Below are 22,181 nucleotides of genomic sequence, written 5' to 3'. Positions count from 1 at the left end.
GTAGTTGAGTAGTTAAGTGGTTGAGTAGTAGTAGTAGTAGTAGTAGTAGTAGTCGCATTGTCTTTAGAAGCGTTATCGGAACAACAAACAACGAGCATAACCATAACTGATAACGCCCAACTCAAAGAAATACTGCTAGTAACAGAAAACTGATAGCTTAAAAATGTTAAAACGAGATTCTTTAACCGCACAAATGCAGCAACTAAGCCATACACTGGCAAAGGTGAAAAGGCTGATCATAGAAGACCATGAACCAAAAGCACTGGAAGAGGTAATTTATACTTTAGAACACTATTATGGTACTTCCCAAAAAGCATTGGTTGCCATATCCACTGATGTGTTTATGGATCAAATCCGAGAACAAGCTTATAAGGCAGAAGAATTGAATATGCTAGCGGCCTTCTTAGATGAGCTTGCAGGCCTTAATGATGATGAAGAAACGAGAAAGAACCTATGGGCTAAAGTTATTGCGCTTTATGATTTCATCGAAGAAGAATTTCAAACACTTTCTTTTGATCACATTGCAAGAAGAAATATTTTAGTTAGGGCACTCGGTATGGAGTAATTATTTTGGGTCAAACTAGGTTGTTCGGTATCAATCGTGATATTTAGCTATATTTAGCATCTAAAATGATCGTATCATTTCTACACTTCAACAAACAGAATACATGATTCTTAAACTAGCTTTATAAACTTTTATGAACTTAAAAATCAAAATGTTGATCCTTTCGTGCATGACATGTCATTTAGTAAGCGCACAGACGGGTGATTTCCAACCCATTTACCCAAACGGCAAGATTCCCAATGAACGACCGGATAAAACGGCGGTAACAGAAGTAAGTGAGATAGGAAAGGATGGCATCGAGCGAATATCGTCAGTCAGTATCCCGGCGATAAAGTATTATGCACCAAATAAGCGCAAAAGTAAGGGGTCTGCCATTATTATTTGTCCAGGCGGCGGTTATGGCATTTTGGCCATGGGACATGAAGGGGATCAAATAGGCAAAAAATTTGCAGAGAACGGTATTGCTGCTTTTGTTCTAAAATATAGGTTGCCCAACGAAGCTTTGATGCAGGATAAGAGCATTGGCCCCCTACAGGATGTCCAACAAGCATTCAAACTTGTTAGGGAGCAGGCTGAAACGTATGGTATCAATCCACAAAAAATCGGTATTATCGGTTTTTCTGCGGGGGGGCATTTGGCCTCTTCGGCAGGTGTACATTATCAAGATGTTAAAATTGATAATCCAAAGAAAACCAGTCTTCGCCCCGATTTTATGTTACTGATCTACCCCGTTATTAGTATGGACTCCGGCATTACACACGGCGGCTCGCGTAATAATTTGCTAGGAAAAATGCCGAACAAGGAGATGGTAAACTATTTTTCCAATGAAACACAAGTTACTTCAGATACGCCACCTACCCTTTTGGTCCATGCAGAAGATGATACCGCTGTTCCGATTGCCAATAGCAAACGCTTTTACGAAGCATTACAAAAACAGCAGGTCCCTTCCAAGCTAATCACTTATCCTCATGGAGGACATGGCTTTGGTTTACACAATAAAACAACCACTGACAAATGGTTTGACCATGCCTTGGTATGGTTACATGAAATAGGCTTTTAGTGGTAATCAAGATAGTTTCTGAAATGTCCGCCACCAAAGGTCGGGCATTTCGCCTTCTATGGCTAATAGATAATCTTCATATCGGCAAGGCACTAAATGAAAACGCTCGTTTACTGACTTTGTATTAGGGTAAGGCACCTGCATCCACCAACGATCTGTTTTTTTACTTTTTATGAAAACCAATTCATAGCTATCATCGTTTAATGAAGCACGATAAGTAACATAAGATGATTTTGGTTGTAGTGGAAAATCTTTCTTTCTGTTATAGAAGCCGTCAATAAAATACCAGATCATTTGGGCTAATAACATGGCAGTTTGTCCATTTTGATCGTATGCAGGATTAAACTCGTAAAAGCCGATAGAACTTAACTTATCACTCATCCCAGCGTAGCGACATAGCTGACAGGCTTCTTCACCATAGAAACCGTTTGGTGTTGCATTTGCATTGGCTGCAGCATCAGAAGAACGAACAGCACTGATATCGAAGCTTAATAAGTCGGCATTTCTGATAACAGGTTCTGCCTGATCCGTTTTTCCGGTAAACAAGCCAAGACGATAGGAATCAAAATAGAGCTTATCCATCACTTTCAGACTATCTTGACTTACGAAGTAGGTTTGATACCCTATGTTACTATAATTAAAAAGATAGTTCGGCTGGTGTAGTAATATTTTGGTTAGGTAGGTTTGTGACGTTGTTTCACTTTCATTTTCAATAGATTCGTCTAAGTCGAAATGTGAATCAATCACCACCAGGTCCACTTTTTGCTCGAGTTTTTCATAACCTTGGAATTGTGCGTAGGTCAGATCCTGCCCTCCTCCGATAATAATCGGAATAATGTTCTTTTTTATTAACTCTTCTACCACTATTTTCAGGGCAGCATACGTATCGCTTATCCGCTCACCTGCTTGTATGTTTCCAAAATCAGCAATTCGCAAGAGGTAATCACCGCGGTGCAAGCTATACAATTTTTCACGCACATGATCAGGAGCAAGTGCACACCCTTGATTAGCGATTGCTCGGCGATCTTCCGCTACACCAATGATGGCTAAATCAAAAGCCTCCTCTTCTTGATCCGGGAATTTCGTTTCAAAAGCCTTTATATGCGCTCCAAGCTGACTGGTCAAGAAGCCATGCGGAGGGGTTAATTGCTGAACATCAATAGGAGAAAAAAAATCGATCAATGACATGAAAAAAGGATTAGCTAATGCAATTTACTTTAAGATTGTGCAAATATCCATTTATTAACTTACTTTTGAAAGTATTAATGATCAATCTATAGGAAATAAGACGGTGATATTAGTTACTGGTGGAACAGGATTTTTAGGTTCAACGCTTCTTAGACGATTACTCGCCGAAGGAAATACGATTCGGGCGATCAAACGTCAAACTTCAGTCATTCCTAATGATCTTCTTACACATCCAAACCTGCAGTGGCTGGAAGCCGATATTAGCAATTATTTTGAACTGGAAGACGCCTTTGACGGAGTTAAGGAGGTCTATCATTGTGCAGCAATGATTTCTTTCGATCCAAAAGACAAAAAGAAAATCGTTGCAGTCAATAGCAGCAGCACGGCCCACATTGTCAACCTGTGTATACAATACGGTGCCCGTCTATTACACGTTAGCTCGGTAGCTGCTATTGGTAAGCCGAAGCCACCACAGCTGCTCTCCGACGAAAATGACATTTGGGAATTTGACGGTTCACAGAATGGTTATGCCATTTCAAAATATGAAGCAGAAATGGAAGTTTGGCGAGGCACGGTAGAGGGTTTGGATGCCGTCATCATGAACCCTTCGCTGATTATTGGTTGTCAAAGCGGCCAGGAAAACACCGGTGCAATTTTTAAGCTTTTGAAAGATGGCCTGCGGTATTACCCGGAAGGCAGTGTAGGTCTGGTGGATGTGGAAGACGTTGCCAGAGCCGCGATCATTTTAATGAACAGTAAGGATATCCAAGCAGAGCGTTTTATTATTAACAATGAAAATATGACGTACCAAGAGCTCTTCCGCATTTGCGCGAATTACCTTGGTAAACCTGCACCCAATAAATTAGCAACCAGGGGCATGTTGGGATTAGCATGGAGGGCGGCGAAGGTTTTATCATGGTTTACCGGCCGACAACCGGGATTAACGCACGACACTGCGCATGCGGCCCGTGAAAAGCAAGCCTATTCCAATGCAAAATTTAAAGAGAAGATAGGCTTTTCATTTAAGCCTATTAGCGAAACGTTAAAAGAAATTTGTGAACATATTTAGATAGGCGGAAGTTCTTCTCTCGCCTATCTTTAAAGATTAATCCCATTACGGACATGAAACATTATTACATCATTGATTTCGACAGTACATTTACACAAGTTGAAGCACTTGATGAATTGGCCCGGATTTCCCTTGAACATCATCCGGCCAGAGAATTGATCTACACGGAAATTGAACGCTTAACCAACGCGGCAATGGAGGGCAACATTTCTTTCCGAGAGAGCCTTGCGGGCCGAGTGAAGCTTCTCCAGGCTAACAAATCGCATCTGGAGAAATTGATCAGTACCCTCAAAAAGAAAGTGTCTTCATCTTTCTCTCGAAATCGTGTGTTTCTCCGTGAGCATAGTGAAGATGTATTGATTGTTTCCGGCGGATTTAAAGAATTTATAACCCCCGTAGTAACTCCGTACGGTATAAAAACAGAAAATATTTATGCCAATACATTCATTTTTGATGAGGATGGAAATATCGTCGGTTACGATGAGAGCAATCCCTTATCAGATGAGGGAGGTAAGGTAAAATTGCTCAAGACAATGAATCTTGACGGCACTATTTATGGTATTGGTGATGGTTATTCGGACTTCCAATTAAAAGAATCGGGTCTGATTGAAAAGTTCTATGCCTTCACAGAAAACATTGAACGCAAATCGGTATCAGAAAAAGCAGACCATATCACACCTAGCTTGGACGAATTTTTATACGTCAATCATTTACCCAGAGCTATTTCATATCCAAAAAATCGCATTCTTTGTCTTATTGTTGGCGACGTTCCGGAAATTGCTATCCATCTGCTTAGGAGAGATGGTTTTTCTATCCGCCATAAAGAAACATTAGAAGAGAAATATGTAAAAGATGTCGGAATGCTTCTTTTGGCGAACGGTATAGATATCACCGATGAGCAACTTTCGCAGGCAGAGAAACTGAAAACCATTGGCTATCTCGGAAACAGTAAAGGTCACATTAATCGGGAGCTATGTAATGAAATGGGAATCGTTCTTTTTGACGACAAGAAGGATAAAAAAAGAAGTGGCGAGTTTATTCCTAAAAGAATGGCCGACTTCATTAATAAGGGAGATACAGCCATGAGCCGTAATTTTCCAAACATGCAATTGCCACGCATTCATCAAGCACATCGTCTTATCCATATTCACAAAAACGTCCCGGGAATTATGGCGCAAATAAACAATGTGTTTGCTCAGCACCATATTAATATCGTTGCACAATTCTTAATGACAAAAGGAAATATCGGTTATGTAATAACGGATATTAGTAAAGGCTATGATGATACGCTTTTAAAAGAGCTTAGGCAGATTACTACAACTATTAAGCTTCGGATTTTATATTAGCGCCTTGTCTTTGAAAAGGAACGCTTTTGTTTTTCTTTTTTGCGGAAAAAAGAAAAACAAAAGCGTTCCTTTAACATAACATTCCTATGGCTTTCTCAAAGCGAAACTCTTTCCTATTGAAGTATTTCAGCTAATTTGGCATGCAGTTCTTCTCCTCGTAGATTTTTTCCGACAATTTTTCCCTGTGGGTCAATCAAAAAATTGGCAGGTATGCCTCGTACGCCATAGAGTTGAGCCGCTGCATTATTCCAAAACTGCAGGTCGGAAACCTGTGTCCATGCCAATCCGTCATCGGAAATAGCTTTTAACCAAGCATCCTTTCCATTTGGTCTGTCCAGAGAAACGCCCAAAATAGTAAAATTTCTATCTTTATATTTATTAAAGGCCGCTACTACATTTGGATTTTCCTGCCTGCACGGGCCGCACCAGCTCGCCCAAAAATCAATCAAAACATATTTACCTTTGAAAGAGGAAAGGGCCACTGGTTTGCCTGTTGTATCATTCATGGTAAATTCAGGGGCTTGCGCACCGATACTGGTACCTTTTGCTGCATTCAATGATTGTCCGTATTCTGCGCCTATCTTGCTTGTTTGTATGTCTTTTGACAGGCTACTATATAGTTGTTGTGCCTGTTCATAATCTCTCCCGGGATCCAGCGTAGATCGCAAGGTATACATACTAACTAATGAATTTGGTTTGCTCTTAATGAAATCACTTACAATTTGTATTTGCTTCTGTTGTAAACCTTCATAAAGTGCTTGAAACTTCTTCTGAAACTCTTCGGAGTTTCTTTCTTCATCCGATGCTCCATAATATACATTCATGATGTTTGCCTGATCAGCCTTAAGCACATCCATTGCCTTGTTTAAGGTGGATTGATCTACATTTAATGGAGTTCCGCCTAATGTAGCTTTACTTAATGAATCAGCCGATTGCACCGTAATCGTTCCTTTTTCCAAAAAGACAGGAATCATATCGGGTGCTTCCAGTTGCATTACAGGTTCCCCCTTATGGGCTAATACTAAAACAGCGTTAAGCGGCTCTTCTACTGCACCTTTAAACGAAAATGCGCCATTTATGACACTTGTGGAGTCAAGCTGATTAGCTCCGTTTAGGCGATAAGAAATATAAGCCTTCGCCGGAGCATTTACATTTCCTATATTTCCTTTAATCACATAATCTTGCTGTGCATTGGCCCAAAAAGGCAGGGCTGTTAATACACCAATTATTAGTTGTTTCATACATTTCTTTTTATACCGTATAACTTACCACCAAAATAAACAGTAAGTAAACTGTGTTTAACAAAGTATTTCCATTGCTTGTAACCTAAAACAAAAGGCACCCCCTTCTTTACAAAAGTAACATTAAAATTAGGGAACGGAAGAGGGAATGTTTTAATCGCTAAATTTTAGCTAACATGTTACAGAGATGCCTTTGCAAAACCCTTCTGAAAGAATAAACGGTCTTTTTTAACGCGATCGCCCCACAACATGCTACAAGTATTTGCCTTCTTTTCCTTTTTTTTCCTAAATTGCACGGCATACAACTTATATATTTTTACCGTGGCACATTCTTATGAAATTAAAGTTGAGTTAACGAAAGACTCACAATTAGCAAAGGTTGATTTTAACAACCTAAAGTTTGGACAAATTTTATCTGACCATATGTTAGTGGCGGATTACGATGATGGTGAATGGAAAGAGGTCAAGATTGTCCCTTATGCTAACCTTAGTCTGAGCCCTGCCACTTCAGCCCTTCACTACGGGCAGGCTATTTTTGAAGGCATTAAGGCGTATAAATTTGAAGACGGTCGTGTTAGCATTTTTCGTCCGGACAGAAATTTTGACCGCTTTAATAAGTCTGCCGTCCGGTTGGAAATGCCTGAAGTCCCTCGAGAGATCTTTATGGACGGGCTAAAGAAATTGATTGATATTGATCGCAGTTTTGTGCCACCAACTACCGGTGCGTCCCTTTATATTCGCCCGTTTATGTTCGGTACAGAACCGGCTTTAGGTGTTCATCCCTCAAAGTCCTATAAATTTGTGATTATTACGGGGCCGGTTGGCGCCTACTACAATAAGCCATTACGTGTAAAAGTAGAAACCTATTTTACCCGAGCTGCAGCGGGAGGTGTTGGCTTCTCCAAAAATGCCGGCAACTACGCCCTTTCGCTCTATCCTACTCGGTTAGCACAGGACGAGGGCTTCGATCAACTAATTTGGACAGATGCCAAGGAGCATAAATACATTGAGGAAGCAGGCACTGCCAATTTAGTATTTATGTTGGGAGATACGCTTATAACCCCAGGGTCTGAAACTGTTTTACAAGGCGTTACCCGTCACAGCATTATGGATCTAGCTAAGAGCTGGGGAATCAAAACCGAAACACGGGATGTAAGTGTCCAAGAATTAATCGAAGGCATAGAGACAGGCAAGGTAAGTGAAGCTTTTGCTGCCGGTACTGCTGCTACTTTGACACCAATCTCGGAGATAGGATATGAAGGTAAGATTTATAAGCTCAGCGACCCCGCCACCCGTGAGTTTTCGAACAAGGTATTGGACTATCTTAACCAGTTACGTTACGGTAAAGTTGAAGATCCTTTCGGTTGGAACTTCATTGTAGGATAAAGCTAACCATCGGCTATCGGAATCAGCTGATAGCCGATGACTAATCATTGACGTTTAAGACTGTCTTGTTGTTCTTTTTTTTCCTTTTTATGGAATATTCCTTTAAAGAACTTTTTGAGCTTTCCAACTGCCTTATCAGCCTCTTCTGCCGTAGCTGTTAATTTAGCCTCCCGCTTCTTATCAATTCCGACGCTAGCCTTGACCCCTTCAAAGAGGCTCTTCCATAGGAAATTAAAGAAGGAAGCGGTTAAAGGTCGCCTATAATTAATAGGCCCGGGGTGGAATTTCTCGTTCGCGTCGGGATTACTATCATTGATCAGAAATTTATTTGTTAGGATTGACACCATTCCATTTTTAGATTTTGACCCATCGCTCTCTTTGGTTATTATCTGTACCGCCAAGTTTCTATAAAAGAAGTCGACTCGTCCCACTGCTTTGTACTCATTCGCTTTTACATTAAAATGGAGTCGATCAAAATATCCCGACGATACCTCTACCATTGCCAGCGGTTTTGTTAACGGATTTAATGCTTTGGCATTCATTGCTGTTAATGAACCTTTATAAGTAAAAGCCCCGAGCTTATCAAGCATATTAAACCCGAAATTAATATGGAGTTTACCGTTGTTCATGAATTTCGAGTGAATATCAGCGGTCATATAGGGATTATGGATCAGCGCCAGCGAATCGTTCGTTATATTATAAAAAGTGCCATGTGTATTGTGAAAACTTACTGTTCCAATTTGCCCGCTTTTCAGATTATATTCTTGATAAGTAACCAGCGCTTCTTTTAGCGTGAGTGTGTCTATTTTAATCGGAAAAGCCAGTTTTCTTAACTCCTGGTGCGGGAATTTTCCGATTTTTTCTTTTGCTTTCTTCTTCGGATAGGCTGTATTTTGGTAGATTTCAACTTTTGATTTTCCAAGTACAACTTCGCCTGCATATAATCTCTGTTGTTTTAAAAATTTAAATAGGTCAATGTGCTTGATACTGATGGTATCAAATCGCAATTCAAAACGCTCTTTCGCTATTTTCGTTTTTTTATGGAAATCCACTTTACTATAACGGGGCATCATTTGCAAACCGCTTAATACCATCGTTCGATTAGTGGAAGTAAATTGAATTCCCTTTAAGTCGATATAATATAAACTATCACCGGTGGCAATGCGGTAGTCATTCATTTTAAAATCTACCGAGCGAGCATTATAAAAGCGCAAGCTATCTTCCTGAGAGGTGGAATCTACGCGCAGATCGGTGATGTCGATATTTACATTTTTCAAACGCGTCGTCTTCTCCTTCTTTTCGTTTCGATTGGTATAGGCAATATTTACGTTTTCGAACGCGATATGTTCAACGGTTAACTCATTTAGTATTTTTGAAATCTTTTGATATAGGGTACGCTGATCCTTCGGCTGAACCTTATCATTGTACGCCTGCGTTTGATTGACCACCTTAATATCCGGGTTTTCAATCATAATTTCATCAATATTGAGCTTCCTTTCTGTGTAAATTCGTTTGGGGTGAAAATCACGAATAGCTAACCGGGCTACGGAAATATCGTATATATTATCCGGGGCTTTTCGCTGCGCTTTCAATTCATTGTATACATTAGTATCGGGCGTGAGCTTAAAATTATACAGATAAGCATTTCCTGTTACCATGTTGAAGTCAAGATCATCATAAGAGACCTGGTATAAGCTGTCGCTCGAGCTCAAAACGATCTCGTGTATCTTTTCATTTAAAATAGGTCGCCAGTGATTTCCCAGATACCATAGACCAGCGATAACAACGAGTATCAGCGTTAACAAAATGCCGATCACCCACTTCCAAACGGGTTTCATAGATTTATTTCTTTCGAATGTATAATATGCAATCCATAACCTAAATATAGGCAAAAAGTTTGCGCTCACTTATCATATCTCCGGCAAGCCTAAATTAACTTTTAATCCGGAATAGAGCGCTTTCCACATTAAATTAAAAAAAGTCTTTTCCTGCGGGTGTTTATAATAGTGCCGCGCAATACGAGGCGGCTTCCCATCCTTTGAAGGATTGTTCGCTTCTATCGCTAACCAGTTTATAAACAAGGAGAGAAAGCCTTTTTTCTCCAGTTTGCCACTACTTGCATCCAGTACGGCGACTTTCAAATCATTATATAACATTTCCGTTTCGACATTAGCGCCATAACGATTTGCCGTTATATTGAATCGAACGGAATTCACATAACCCTTTTCAGCTCTCGCTAAAGTAATAGGCTCGAGCAATTGGTTATAAAAGCTTGCCGGTGCTCCGTCCAAAACCCCTTTATAGTGAAATGCGCCAAGTGTATCAAGCATATTAAAATCTATATTCAATGTGAGTTTTGGTTTTCCTAAAAAGAATGTTGAGAAAGATCCTTTAATCCAGGGATTTTGTTTAAGCTGCAGACTATCGTTGCTAACATGTTGCAAATGAGCATTTAAGTTGTTAAAGAACACCAATCCTGCTCTACCGGATTTCGGGTTTAGTTCCTTGTAATAAACATCCGTGTTTTTGATATAGATATTGTTAATTGTAATCGGTACTTTTAAACGTTGAAAAGCAAGGGATGGAAAATTATTTGACGCCGTCGTCTTTTTTTCCCGCATCCCTTTGTCGGCATACACACGGATAATTGCCTGATTAACAACAAGGCTATCCATTTTTAAACATCCTTCGTCCAGCCACCGTTTCAGATCTAGCCCACTAGCCTCAATCTTCGGAAAAAACATGTCATAACGATCTCTTTTATATTTTAGCGTCTTTGACCATTGCTTCTCCGTGTATTTAGGAACAACTGAAAACGAATCAATACCAAGCGTATTTTTTTCAGTAGAAATATCTAAACGGGCTAGTTGCAATTTATATAGCTCATCGTTCGATAAGTAGATTACTTTCTTGCCATAAAAACGAAAGCTCTCCACAAGTCCAAGCCTTGTCGAATCCTGCTGTTTAGCCCACTGGCCTAGTTTAATATTACTTGCATGAAAATTAATATTTTTTAGCCAAGTTTCCTTCTTCGACTGCATATCGATGGTGCGGTATTGAATTCCTGACAGGGTAATTTTCTTTATAACGATTTTATTTTTTATAGCCCGCAATTGCTGTCTTATATTTTTTCCATTTTTTTCCGTTTTAGATGAGATCTTGTATTGTATAATGATTGGCTGACTTACAATTACATCGGAGGCATTGATCTCTTTATGCCAAAGGAGCTTCAATAGCTTAAATCCGGCAACATTTATGTACTTTGCTTTTAGCTCAAACAAAGTTGTCTGTCCTCCTTTTTTCAATCTCCCATTCCTGGCCGTATCCGGTATTAAGTGAATATTCTTAGCTATAAACTGGCCTCTCCATAAGTTTACCTTAGTATATCCGAAATGGATTTGATATAGCCCTTCACTTTCTTTGCTTATGGCTGATTGTAAACGTTTAGGCAGCTTATCTTCAATAATTTGCTCTGCAATTAAAGCGCTTATTAAAAAAACAAGGAGGGCGAATCCTACCCATAACCACCCTTTCGTACCCCTTCTTTTTCCTTTTATTGGTTCTGGCATATAGTATGATTAACACGTCCTAATTGCAAATAAATGCTACCTTGACGAATAGGTTTAATATTACTAGTAAAATAAAAACACATCTAAGTTAAATATCTTCTTTTCGATTAACACCGATTTATACAGATTGTTCGCAAAGGTTGGTAATGTCACTTCATTCAAGCAAGAAGTAGCCTGATGATCGTATTTTAGTATTCGTCTATACCGCGGCGCTGTTAATGCTATGAATAACCACCTTTCCAACAATAGCTGACAAAGTGTCATTAAAACCAAAATTATTTCGTAGTTTTGTAGCCTTAAATCATGGCCATGATAGAGACAGAAATGAGTTTAAAAGAACACGACGAATCGCGGCAAGGCGAAGCAGTAATGTTATCTGATAATAAAGAGCAAAATGGACGCAAACTTTATATTGAAAGTTATGGTTGTCAAATGAACTTTGCTGATAGTGAAATCGTTGCTTCTATACTACTGGATAAAGGTTTCAGCACTACTCCCGATTATAAAGAAGCGGATGTAGTTTTTATCAATACATGTTCCATTCGCGAAAACGCAGAACAACGCGTGCGCAACCGCCTAAAAGAATTTGAATCCGCTAAACTAAAAAAGCCGGGAATGATTGTAGGTGTACTGGGATGTATGGCCGAGCGTTTAAAATCAAAATTCTTAGAGGAGGAAAAGCTAGTTGATGTAGTTGTTGGACCGGACGCCTATCGGGATTTACCCAATTTAATCGAAAAAGTAGATGATGGTAGCCGGGCTGTTAATGTGTTACTCTCGCGCGAAGAAACCTATGCTGATATCAATCCGGTACGATTAAATACCAATGGCGTTACTGCGTTTATATCGATCATGCGCGGTTGCGACAATATGTGTTCCTTCTGTGTAGTACCTTTTACCCGTGGGAGAGAACGCAGCCGTGACCCCTATTCTATTGTTAAGGAAGCGCGAGACTTATTTAAAGCCGGTTATCGGGAAGTTACTTTGTTAGGACAGAATGTGGACTCCTATAAATGGTCGCCTCAAGAAGACGATGCTGCTGCAAATCATACGGCGATTACTTTTGCAAAATTACTGGAAATGGTGGCAGCTGTTGACCCCTTACTCCGCGTACGATTTTCCACCTCGCATCCCAAAGATATTACCGATGAAGTGCTATATAGCATCGCTAGGCATGAGAACATTTGTAACTATATACATCTACCCGTTCAATCAGGCAATAGCCGGATACTGGAACTAATGAACCGCACTTATGATCGCGCATGGTACATAGAACGTATTGACACCATAAAACGAATTATCCCTGACTGTGCGATATCGACAGATGTGATTACCGGTTTTTGCAGCGAAACGGAAGAAGAACATCAGGATACACTTTCCATGATGGACTATGTGCAATACGATTATGCTTATATGTTTGCCTATTCGGAACGTCCCGGAACACTGGCTGCCAAGCGTTACGCTGATGACATTCCGGAAGAGATAAAGAAGAGAAGATTAACAGAAGTAGTAGAGAAACAACGGGCACACAGTCTTTTCAGGTTACAGCAACAGGTCGGAAAGATACACAAAGTTTTGATAGAAGGTTTTTCAAAAAGATCTGACAAGGACTATTGCGGTCGTAATGATCAAAATGCCATGGTTGTTTTTCCCGTTGATGCCCGATATAAAGTTGGCGACTATGTCAATGTAATGGCAGAGACATGCACATCAGCAACCTTAATCGGTAAGATTGTTTGATAACGCATCTATATGTATCCAGTAGGATTGGCAATTCAATTCTGTGTGGCGTAAAATATTAGTAGAACAAATGGATATACAAGATATTAAGAATAGATTTGGTATTATCGGCAATTCGCCTTTATTAAATAGAGCCATTGATGTTGCTAGACAGGTGGCTCCAACCGACATCTCTATTTTAATCACCGGGGAAAGTGGCAGTGGTAAAGAAGTATTTTCGCATATTATCCATCAATTAAGTAGCCGAAAACACGGTGCTTTTATTGCTGTAAACTGCGGTGCTATCCCCGAAGGAACGATTGATTCCGAACTATTTGGACATGAAAAGGGTTCCTTCACAGGTGCTCACGAAGCAAGGAAAGGTTATTTTGAGGTAGTCAACGGTGGAACCATCTTTTTAGATGAAGTGGCCGAGCTCCCTTTAAGTACGCAAGCGCGTTTATTACGCGTGCTTGAATCCGGTGAGTACTTGCGGGTAGGCTCGTCGAAGGTACAGAAAACCAATGTGCGAGTGATTGCCGCAACCAATGTAGATGTTTATGATGCGGTAAAGGCCAACAAATTCAGAGAGGACTTATACTATCGCTTAAATACTGTTCCGTTACGGATCCCGCCGTTACGAGACAGAAGGGAAGATATTCATTTACTTTTTCGCAAGTTTGTTGCGGATTTTACGGACAAATATAGAAGTCCGAGTATTCAGCTTACCGATGATGCCCAACAATTGTTAAGCAATTACAATTGGCCGGGTAATGTAAGGCAATTAAAAAATATTGCGGAGCAGATCGCCGTACTTGAAAAGGAGCGAGTGATTACTGCACAGATATTACAAAGCTATTTACCCAACGAGCGGACAAGCACCTTACCTATGCGGTTAGAGAACAAAGCCAACGAAGATTTTTCAGAGAGAGACTTGCTGTATAAGGTTTTGTTTGACATGAAGAAAGATATGGTGGAATTAAAAAAATTAGTTGTTGAGCTATTAAAAAATGGCATCAATTCCAATACTATTTCCGACAATTCTCCGTACTTAAACCAATTATATCGGGAAGTGCAGCCAAATACATCATCAAGCAATGAAACCTTCTCACCATTAACGATCCATCAACCCCCTGCAAATAAAGAGAATTTTGAAATCGCTCCCCATGCAGAAGAAATAGAAGAATCGTTATCGTTAGTAGAAAAGGAATCCGATTTAATTAAAAGGGCTTTAAAAAAATATAAAGGTAAGCGAAAATTAGCGGCTCAAGAACTTGGAATTTCAGAGCGTACGCTGTATCGTAAAATCAAAGATTTGAATTTAAGTTAAGAGTTCCCGATTGCCAGAAAGTAAAAAGATGCTTAGAGCTGTTAGATTATCATTTTTATTGGTCCCGTTTTTAGTGCTTCTCCAGTCATGTGGAGTATATAAACTTAACGGGGCATCCATTCCCGAAGGAATGAAAACCTTTAATGTGCAATTTTTCGAAAATTCTGCTCCCATTGTGGTGCCTTATTTAAGTCAGCAATTCACCGAGGCATTAAAAGAGCGTATTCGCAACCAATCGCGATTAAGCCAAGTGACCTCCGAGGGCGATGCCATTTTTGAGGGACGCATTACCGGCTATGCCATTACTTCGGCAGCGGTTGGGGGTCAAGATCGCGCGCAGGCCAATCGTTTATCGATTACGGTGAGTGTAAAATACGTTGATAACATCAAGCCGGACAACAGCTTTGAACAGAGCTTTACACGCTATCAGGATTTCACCGGTACAGTGCAGGCGCAGGAGCAAACGCTTATTGAAGCAATCAATAGACAGTTAACCGAAGATATTTTTAACCGCGCTTTTGCCAATTGGTAAGCGTAAAATCGTCGACAGTGGAGCAACAATCATTAAGACATAAATTTAATGGATTACTGGCAGATTCTACCCAGATGAAGCAAGAAGATTTGGCATTACTTCTGCAAGCCTATCCTTACAGTCATATCTTATGGTTTTTAGAAGCTAAACGCTGTTCACAGGACAAGGGTGATCAACAAGCTATCTTTAAGAAGGCAGCGCTATTTGCAAGCGATCCGGAACAGCTCTATAACTTTATTTACAATTCTCCTTTAAATGACCTTACGTTAAGTCAGGACGATGCTGTCGCAAAACTCGATCAGGTTTTGGGGCAAGACCGCCTTAAGGAACATGCCGTGGAAAGTGCGTTTATTTCCGAAGCAGCCATTGTAGAAGAAGATGTAATTGATGAAACCACTGAATCTGCGGACGAGCCTGAGGTTATATATACAGAAGAAGACCAAAGAGTACCAACAGGTGTAGCCCCCCCTTCTCCTGAAGAAACAGAAGCCTCTAGAGAAGATGTTTCGAAATATGACGACGATTTAATGCCGTACACGTTTGTATGGTGGCTTCACAAAACTCGTTTAGCTTATGCGGACACTTATCAACCTTATGCCACAAACCGAAAGCCTTCGTTAAAAAAATTACAAAACGATATTAGTGATTTGGTGTTAGATCAGCAGATCCGAGAAAACATCTTTCATTTGCAGGAGCCTGAAGAAAAGCTAAGTATTAAGGAAAGCAGAACCATCACTTTTAAGGTTCCGAAAAAAACCGATGAGATTATCGAACGCTTTATTAAAGAAGAACCGCAGATTCGACCTCCCCAAGCCAGTCAGATCACACTCGAGAATAAGGCTAGGCAAAGTGCCGAAGATCAATCTAACTTTGTTTCGGAGACCTTGGCTCAAATCTATGAAGAGCAGGGGCTTTATCATAAGGCAATCGATACTTACATGAAATTAAGTTTGAAATATCCCAAAAAAAGTGCTTATTTTGCCGACCGTATTAAAGCGTTAGAAAGTAGAATTAATTAACCACATAAAGAAATGTATACATTACTTATCGTATTAACCATTTTAGCCTGTGTGCTTTTGGTATTTATTGTTTTAATCCAGAATCCGAAAGGAGGTGGCTTAGCCTCAGGTTTTGCCGGGTCCAACAACCTCATGGGCGTGCAACGCACAGGAGATATTTTGGAAAAAGGGACATGGGTTTTGGTAATTGCGATTATGGTATTTTCGCTATTGTTGAATATTACGAACCCGGGCGCGGGTACTGGCTCTAATCCCGGATTAGAACTGCAAAAACAAATTACACCGACGGCTACACCGACTGCTCCTTTACAGAAACCGGCGACGACTCCGGCTACTCCGCAAGGGCAGAAACCAGCGTCTGTCGACACTACCAAGTAATTATATTAAAACCCGTAAAAAAACAAAAGGGCATTGCACATTCTGCACTGCCCTTTTTTCTGCCAAATATTCAGCCAAGCTGACAAGTTGAAAATAAATTTCTATTATCACGAGCCTTCGAAATGAAAAAATGACAACAAAAATCGTCTTTTTGATTTTGGCACAGTTCATGACTTAAAATTTCCCGGAAACGTTAATCTAATATTAAAAACAATAATATCTAGTACAATTATGGCATTAAGTATCAAACCGATTGGAGACAGAGTAGTAGTAGAAGCTGCTGCTGCTGAAGAGAAAACTGCATCAGGTATCTACATTCCTGACACCGCCAAGGAAAAACCGCAACGCGGAACCGTTGTTGCTGTTGGCGAGGGAAAAAAAGATGAGCCTATTACTGTTAAAGTGGGCGACCAAGTGCTGTACGGTAAGTATGCCGGAACAGAAATAACCTACGAAGGAAAAGAGTATTTAATTATGCGCGAATCCGACATCTATGCTATAATCTAGTCAGTATAGCTTTTTAGAATAGATTAAAACGAACATTAACCATTAAAAGCGCGTATAATTAACTAGAGAAGATCGATGTACGCAATTTTAAACTTTAAAAACTATGTCAAAACAGGTAAAATATAACGTAGAAGCGCGTGATGCCTTAAAAAAAGGTGTTGACATCTTAGCAAATGCTGTCAAAGTAACATTAGGTCCAAAAGGACGCAATGTAATTATTGAGAAAAAATTTGGTTCGCCTGCCATTACTAAAGATGGTGTTACTGTAGCGAAAGAAATCGATTTAAAAGATGCGCTAGAGAACATGGGTGCACAGATGGTGAAAGAAGTAGCTTCTAAAACCGCTGACCAAGCAGGGGACGGAACAACAACGGCTACAGTTTTAGCACAAGCCATTGTGACTGCAGGTATTAAGAACGTTGCAGCCGGTGCTAATCCAATGGATTTGAAACGCGGTATCGACAAGGCTGTTGCTACTATTGTTGAAAATTTAAAAGCACAATCGCAAACAGTAGGAGAAGACAATAGTAAAATTAAACAAGTTGCTACTATCTCTGCAAACAATGACGAAGTCATTGGTGAATTGATTGCAGAAGCGATGGAAAAAGTTGGAAAAGACGGTGTTATTACTGTAGAAGAAGCGAAAGGTACTGAGACAGAAGTAAAAACCGTAGAGGGTATGCAATTTGACCGCGGTTATTTGTCGCCTTATTTTGCTACCAACACGGAAAAGATGGAGGCCGAGCTTGAGAATCCTTACATATTGATTTATGACAAAAAAATCAGCAATATGAAAGAGTTGCTTCCGATTCTGGAAAAGCAAGTACAGACAGGCAAGCCGCTATTGATTATCGCTGAAGATTTGGATGGCGAAGCATTAGCTACATTGGTAGTTAATAAAATTCGTGGTTCATTGAAAGTTGCTGCCGTTAAAGCTCCTGGCTTTGGCGACCGTCGTAAGGCTATGCTTGAGGACATCGCGATCTTAACAGGTGGTACCGTAATCTCGGAAGAAAGAGGTTACAAACTAGAAAATGCAGACCTTTCTTACTTAGGACAAGCTGAAAAAGTTGTTGTTGACAAAGACAACACTACTATTATCAACGGTTCAGGTGAGGTAGAAACCATTAAAGGTCGCGTTAACCAAATCAAAGCGCAAATCGAGACGACTACATCTGACTATGACCGTGAAAAACTGCAAGAGCGTTTAGCGAAATTAGCAGGCGGTGTGGCTGTACTTTATGTTGGTGCTGCTACAGAAGTAGAAATGAAAGAGAAGAAAGACCGTGTAGATGATGCTCTTCACGCAACACGCGCAGCTGTTGAAGAAGGTATTGTTGCAGGTGGCGGTGTAGCCTTTATCCGCGCTATTGAGTCTCTTGAAAATCTTAAGGGAGAAAGTGAAGATGAGACCACAGGTATCAACATTATTAAACGTGCTATCGAAGAGCCGTTGCGTACAATCTGTAACAATGCTGGCGTAGAAGGTTCTATTGTTGTACAGAAAGTAAAAGAAGGTAGCGGTGATTTCGGTTACAACGCTCGCTTTGACAGATATGAAAATCTAATTAGCGCAGGTGTAATTGATCCTACGAAGGTTTCACGTGTTGCCTTGGAAAACGCAGCTTCAATCGCTTCGATGCTCTTAACGACCGAATGTGTATTAGCAGATGAGCCAGAAGATGAGAAAGCTGGTGCCGGTGCTCCTCCAATGGGTGGTGGCATGGGCGGCATGATGTAATATAAATCATTCCCATAAAAAAAAGCCATGGTATAAATATCATGGCTTTTTTTATGGGAAATATGTTATTAAGTTGTTAGCATCAGCACTTTCCAAGTTACTGCTTCGGCAGTTAGCTAATACGTTTCACTATCGGGCGGGATACCGAAGTTATAATCACTTCGCCTATTTTTTCCGGATTTTGCAGTATGGCTTTTCTTTGTAGACTTTCTTATCCACGACGTAATGGCATCGACCCCTTGAGCGAGGCGTTCTTTATTAAAGAACCCAGCAGCTTGGCTTGAGAGCAACCCCATTAAAATACGTTTGACATAACCTGCTTTTCTAAAAAAGACGCGATTAACAAGGAAAGGTAACCCTACCCGCAAGCTCTTTGTCAGCCAATCGCCTTGAAAAGCTCCCCCTTTTGTACCAATGTTGCTAAACAAGCTCGCCGTATTGGGAAGAAAGGCAAACATGTTTTGAAAAAAATGAACGGGCTTATTGATTTTATTCTTCAGGATCCCAAACTGATGCTCCAAATAGGCTTCCTGTTCCATCTTTACTGTCTTCAATCGTGCAATTTCAGCTTGTAGCTCTTCTATATTAGTTATTTTGTTCTTCATCGTCATCGTCTTTACGTAGACTAATAAAAATTTTTATAAAAACATTGGCGATCATCTTTTTGATCGTTTGTCTAAATGCTGCTACAAGCAATATGAGTAAGATGAACACCAATCCGGTGACGGCAAAGCCCAATGCGTAGCTATCTAAAAGCTCCCCAATAAAAAAAGCGAGCGCCATACTTAGATAGAATACCACAAAAAAAGCAAATAAGAGGCTTATACCACTAACAGCAATTCCGGGAAGTATTTTGGAAATGCGTCCAACAAATTTTAGATAAGCTAAGTCAGTATAGTTTTCTACATATTCTTTTAGCTTCTGGACAACACCTTTAATTGAAAATGTATCTTTTTCTTCCATAGATAATATTTTTCCATTATAGATGCTATCAACATCTATAATGGATTTCATTTATATTCACGCATGTTCTTCCAATGCTTCTTCCACGCTCGCCTCGCCTTTATTCACTTTTGACTTGATTGTAGACACTAAACGTTCTTTCAAATCATTAAACTGCTCCACCTGTTCTGCTGTGCGCTCTTTAATTGCGTCGCCCAAATCTTTTAAGGAGTCGCTTAGTTTATCTCTAGTATCAGAGCCTTTTTCAGGTGCGAATAAGATTCCTAACGCTGCACCCGCAGCCAAGCCTGCTAGCAAAGCAGCTACTATTTTACCATTATCATTCATGACTTTTAAAAAATTAATGTTAATTATCAACTAATAGTTTTTAAAGGCTACCTGAAGCGACCTTATATATATACAAAATAACAAGCAAACAGTTTGCCAACAATACTAATTGTCATTATTTTTTTTCCTTAAGCGCATTTCAGCCAACTTGTTTGTTTCATAAATTTTCACAGTGATCAAGAAATAAGAAAGCAGCAATGGCCCGAAAACAAGCCCCATAATGCCGAACATGGGAATTCCTATAATAACCCCTACAATGGTAATAATGGGATGGATATCGCCCACACGCTTTGCAATTACCAAGCGAAGTACATTATCGATATTCGACACTAAAAGGATGCCCCATAGCAGCATGGCGATTGCATTGAATGTATCGCCGTCTATAAATTTTATGATACAAGCAGGAATAAAAACCATGGGAGCACCTACCACTGGAATAAAAGACAGGATAACGCAAATCACTCCCCAAAATAGAGGATCAGCGAAATCAAACATCCAATATCCAAAGGCGACGGCACCTCCCTGTATTACGGCAATCAGACCTTGACCTAGCACATTCGAATAGGTAATATTTCTTAATTCCACACCGAAGCGTATTGCGTTCTCATCCGAGAATGGGGAATAACGCAATACACCTTTCTCAAACTCCCTACAGCCTACAAACAGAAAATATAGTAGAAAATACATGACCGAGATGTCGAGCAAAATATTGGCGGCACCACTTAAAATAGAAGTCATCAGATTTCCCGCATAAGCCACCCCTCGTTGCAGGTTATTCGTTATCAAATCCGGCTGTTGTAACTTATCTCCTAAAAAGCGGTTAATCTCATCGATTACCCGTTGGATTTTATCAGGATGTTTGGTGAGCTCTATTACTCGTTTGGCAATCATGTTAATGAGGCCATAAAAAGGGAATACAATAATAAAAAAAGAAGCAATGATGATCAATACCGCTGAAATTGATTTCCGCCATTTCAGTTGCTCTGTTAAGTACAGATTTAGCGATCTGAAGATGGTGTACATAATCATAGTTGCCAGCAAGGCACCGAAAATGCCTCGTAAAGAATATAGAATAAATGCACCTAGCACAACGATAATCACTAAAGTGATATTATTCCGCTGTTTCTGATCGAACAAAGCTAAAGACATGCTTTTTTTAAATTCAAAATTAAAAATTAAAAATTAAAAAACTTGCCTCCCGTAGGGATGGTAAAAACTGACCTGGGTAATCAGGTGAGCTCATTTATGGTTATAAAAAGTAAAAGCAGTTATGCAAATACTTGATATCTCATTATTCTTTAGGAAATTGGGGTTGTCGTCTTTCAAGAAATGCAGCTACGCCCTCCTGAAAGTCAGCGGTTGCGAAGCATTTAGCAAATTCATTAATTTCAACATTAAACCCTTGCTCGCCAGCTACTAGGGAGGCATTAATTGCTCGAATGGCTGCGGCTACGGCACGTGGTGATCGCTTTGCTATGTCATTAATGATCTCTTCCGACTTGCTAATTACTTCGTCAGCCGGTACCACATGGTTAACTAAACCAATCTGCAAAGCCTTTTCAGCATTAATCATATTTCCGGTTAGTATCAGCTCCATCGCATTTCCCCTGCCTACTAACTGGGTTAAACGCTGCGTTCCCCCATATCCCGGGATTAGCCCAAGAGAAACCTCAGGCAAGCCCAAACGTGCGGTATGACTAGCAATGCGTATATGGCAGGCCATTGCAATCTCAAGCCCACCACCCAATGCGAACCCATTGATAGCCGCTACAATGGGCTTTTCTGCATGATGAATTAAGTTAAAAACCTCCAATTGCCCCTTAGTTGCCAGATCTCGACCCTGCGATTCGTCAAAGCCGGCAAATTCGCTGATATCGGCCCCTGCCACAAAAGCTTTTTCTCCGGCCCCGGTAATAACTATACCGGTTACGTTTTTATCCTGCAAACCTGTTGTAATTGCCTGGTTTAATTCTCGCAGCGTATCTCTATTCAATGCATTAAGCTTCTGTTCACGATTGATGGTTATTTTCAAAATCTCTCCCTCAATCGTCGTTAACAAATATTGATATGTCATATGAATTTCAGTTTAGTTCCTAACAATCAAACGAGCGAATGTTTTTAAATTCTGATAAATATAAAGCCTTCTCGCTTCGTTTTATATATAAAACTTCTGTTTTGACATTTTTCTTAGTATCCTGTTATTAAATTGTCAGAATAGTTAAAATATTTCTTACAATGAAT

General features: G+C 40.0%; 21 protein-coding genes. 12 read left to right on the top strand and 9 right to left on the bottom strand.

The window, feature by feature from the left end; translation table 11 throughout:
• Positions 1-163: 163 nt before the first annotated feature.
• A complete protein-coding gene (locus E0E36_RS06015; RefSeq protein ID WP_013664042.1) occupies positions 164-565 on the top strand; it encodes a hypothetical protein in 402 nt (133 codons plus the stop codon).
• Between the two features lie 133 nt (positions 566-698).
• Positions 699-1,625, top strand: coding sequence for an alpha/beta hydrolase (locus E0E36_RS06010; RefSeq protein ID WP_242627136.1), 927 nt, complete (start codon positions 699-701; stop codon positions 1,623-1,625).
• A 6-nt stretch (positions 1,626-1,631) separates the two neighbouring features.
• Here the strand turns inward: E0E36_RS06010 and E0E36_RS06005 are convergent, their stop codons facing one another.
• Positions 1,632-2,813: a formimidoylglutamase gene (locus E0E36_RS06005; protein ID WP_130855127.1), complete on the bottom strand. Its 1,182-nt coding sequence runs from the start codon at positions 2,811-2,813 to the stop codon at positions 1,632-1,634.
• Between the two features lie 103 nt (positions 2,814-2,916).
• Between E0E36_RS06005 and E0E36_RS06000 the strand changes: the two genes are divergently transcribed.
• Both E0E36_RS06000 and E0E36_RS05995 read left to right on the top strand, forming a co-directional pair.
• Positions 2,917-3,882 carry an NAD-dependent epimerase/dehydratase family protein gene (locus E0E36_RS06000; protein WP_130855126.1) on the top strand — a complete coding sequence of 322 codons (966 nt, stop codon included), beginning with the start codon at positions 2,917-2,919 and terminating at the stop codon, positions 3,880-3,882.
• Between the two features lie 53 nt (positions 3,883-3,935).
• Complete coding sequence (locus tag E0E36_RS05995) at positions 3,936-5,228, top strand: HAD-IB family phosphatase (protein WP_013664046.1); 1,293 nt, start codon at positions 3,936-3,938, stop codon at positions 5,226-5,228.
• Between the two features lie 113 nt (positions 5,229-5,341).
• Here the strand turns inward: E0E36_RS05995 and E0E36_RS05990 are convergent, their stop codons facing one another.
• Positions 5,342-6,469 carry a TlpA disulfide reductase family protein gene (locus E0E36_RS05990; protein WP_013664047.1) on the bottom strand — a complete coding sequence of 376 codons (1,128 nt, stop codon included), beginning with the start codon at positions 6,467-6,469 and terminating at the stop codon, positions 5,342-5,344.
• A 321-nt stretch (positions 6,470-6,790) separates the two neighbouring features.
• Between E0E36_RS05990 and E0E36_RS05985 the strand changes: the two genes are divergently transcribed.
• A complete protein-coding gene (locus E0E36_RS05985) occupies positions 6,791-7,855 on the top strand; it encodes a branched-chain amino acid aminotransferase (protein ID WP_041387921.1) in 1,065 nt (354 codons plus the stop codon).
• A gap of 44 nt (positions 7,856-7,899) precedes the next feature.
• On the opposite strand, the gene E0E36_RS05980 is transcribed toward E0E36_RS05985, so the two are convergent.
• Together E0E36_RS05980 and E0E36_RS05975 are read right to left on the bottom strand one after the other, a co-directional pair.
• Positions 7,900-9,693: a hypothetical protein gene (locus E0E36_RS05980; protein ID WP_130855124.1), complete on the bottom strand. Its 1,794-nt coding sequence runs from the start codon at positions 9,691-9,693 to the stop codon at positions 7,900-7,902.
• 72 nt (positions 9,694-9,765) lie between these two features.
• Positions 9,766-11,424 carry a hypothetical protein gene (locus tag E0E36_RS05975; RefSeq protein WP_130855123.1) on the bottom strand — a complete coding sequence of 553 codons (1,659 nt, stop codon included), beginning with the start codon at positions 11,422-11,424 and terminating at the stop codon, positions 9,766-9,768.
• Positions 11,425-11,733: 309 nt separating this feature from the next.
• Here E0E36_RS05975 and miaB point away from each other — a divergent pair, with 309 nt between their 5' ends.
• From miaB to groL, 7 genes are all read left to right on the top strand, one after another.
• Entirely contained in the window at positions 11,734-13,164 is a 1,431-nt protein-coding gene (gene miaB, locus E0E36_RS05970) for a tRNA (N6-isopentenyl adenosine(37)-C2)-methylthiotransferase MiaB (protein ID WP_130855122.1), read from the top strand.
• Between the two features lie 70 nt (positions 13,165-13,234).
• The gene (locus tag E0E36_RS05965; protein WP_013664053.1) at positions 13,235-14,473 is read left to right on the top strand and encodes a sigma-54 interaction domain-containing protein; all 1,239 of its coding nucleotides are present in this window, start codon (positions 13,235-13,237) and stop codon (positions 14,471-14,473) included.
• Between the two features lie 28 nt (positions 14,474-14,501).
• Positions 14,502-15,005, top strand: a complete 504-nt coding sequence (locus tag E0E36_RS05960; protein WP_013664054.1) for an LptE family protein — start codon at positions 14,502-14,504, stop codon at positions 15,003-15,005.
• A gap of 17 nt (positions 15,006-15,022) precedes the next feature.
• Complete coding sequence (locus E0E36_RS05955) at positions 15,023-16,024, top strand: hypothetical protein (protein WP_130855121.1); 1,002 nt, start codon at positions 15,023-15,025, stop codon at positions 16,022-16,024.
• A gap of 12 nt (positions 16,025-16,036) precedes the next feature.
• On the top strand, positions 16,037-16,402 hold the full coding sequence (gene secG, locus E0E36_RS05950) for a preprotein translocase subunit SecG (protein WP_013664056.1): 366 nt from the start codon (positions 16,037-16,039) through the stop codon (positions 16,400-16,402).
• A gap of 231 nt (positions 16,403-16,633) precedes the next feature.
• Entirely contained in the window at positions 16,634-16,909 is a 276-nt protein-coding gene (groES, locus tag E0E36_RS05945) for a co-chaperone GroES (protein ID WP_013664057.1), read from the top strand.
• 103 nt (positions 16,910-17,012) lie between these two features.
• Positions 17,013-18,650 carry a chaperonin GroEL gene (gene groL / locus E0E36_RS05940; RefSeq protein ID WP_013664058.1) on the top strand — a complete coding sequence of 546 codons (1,638 nt, stop codon included), beginning with the start codon at positions 17,013-17,015 and terminating at the stop codon, positions 18,648-18,650.
• A gap of 116 nt (positions 18,651-18,766) precedes the next feature.
• On the opposite strand, the gene E0E36_RS05935 is transcribed toward groL, so the two are convergent.
• The 5 genes from E0E36_RS05935 to E0E36_RS05915 form a co-directional block, all read right to left on the bottom strand.
• Positions 18,767-19,255 carry a hypothetical protein gene (locus tag E0E36_RS05935; RefSeq protein WP_013664059.1) on the bottom strand — a complete coding sequence of 163 codons (489 nt, stop codon included), beginning with the start codon at positions 19,253-19,255 and terminating at the stop codon, positions 18,767-18,769.
• The gene (locus E0E36_RS05930) at positions 19,236-19,664 is read right to left on the bottom strand and encodes a phage holin family protein (protein ID WP_013664060.1); all 429 of its coding nucleotides are present in this window, start codon (positions 19,662-19,664) and stop codon (positions 19,236-19,238) included. The genes E0E36_RS05935 and E0E36_RS05930 overlap by 20 nt, the downstream gene beginning before the upstream one ends.
• Positions 19,665-19,670: 6 nt before the next feature.
• A complete protein-coding gene (locus tag E0E36_RS05925) occupies positions 19,671-19,940 on the bottom strand; it encodes a YtxH domain-containing protein (RefSeq protein ID WP_013664061.1) in 270 nt (89 codons plus the stop codon).
• A gap of 105 nt (positions 19,941-20,045) precedes the next feature.
• Positions 20,046-21,089: an AI-2E family transporter gene (locus E0E36_RS05920; protein ID WP_013664062.1), complete on the bottom strand. Its 1,044-nt coding sequence runs from the start codon at positions 21,087-21,089 to the stop codon at positions 20,046-20,048.
• 142 nt (positions 21,090-21,231) lie between these two features.
• On the bottom strand, positions 21,232-22,014 hold the full coding sequence (locus E0E36_RS05915; RefSeq protein WP_130855120.1) for an enoyl-CoA hydratase/isomerase family protein: 783 nt from the start codon (positions 22,012-22,014) through the stop codon (positions 21,232-21,234).
• Between the last annotated feature and the right edge of the window lie 167 nt (positions 22,015-22,181).

Source organism: Olivibacter jilunii, assembly GCF_900607235.1.
GTDB classification, from domain to species: Bacteria; Bacteroidota; Bacteroidia; order Sphingobacteriales; family Sphingobacteriaceae; genus Olivibacter; species Olivibacter oleidegradans.
Note: the sequence above shows the minus strand (reverse complement) of the source record. Positions and strands in the feature narration are given on the sequence as shown.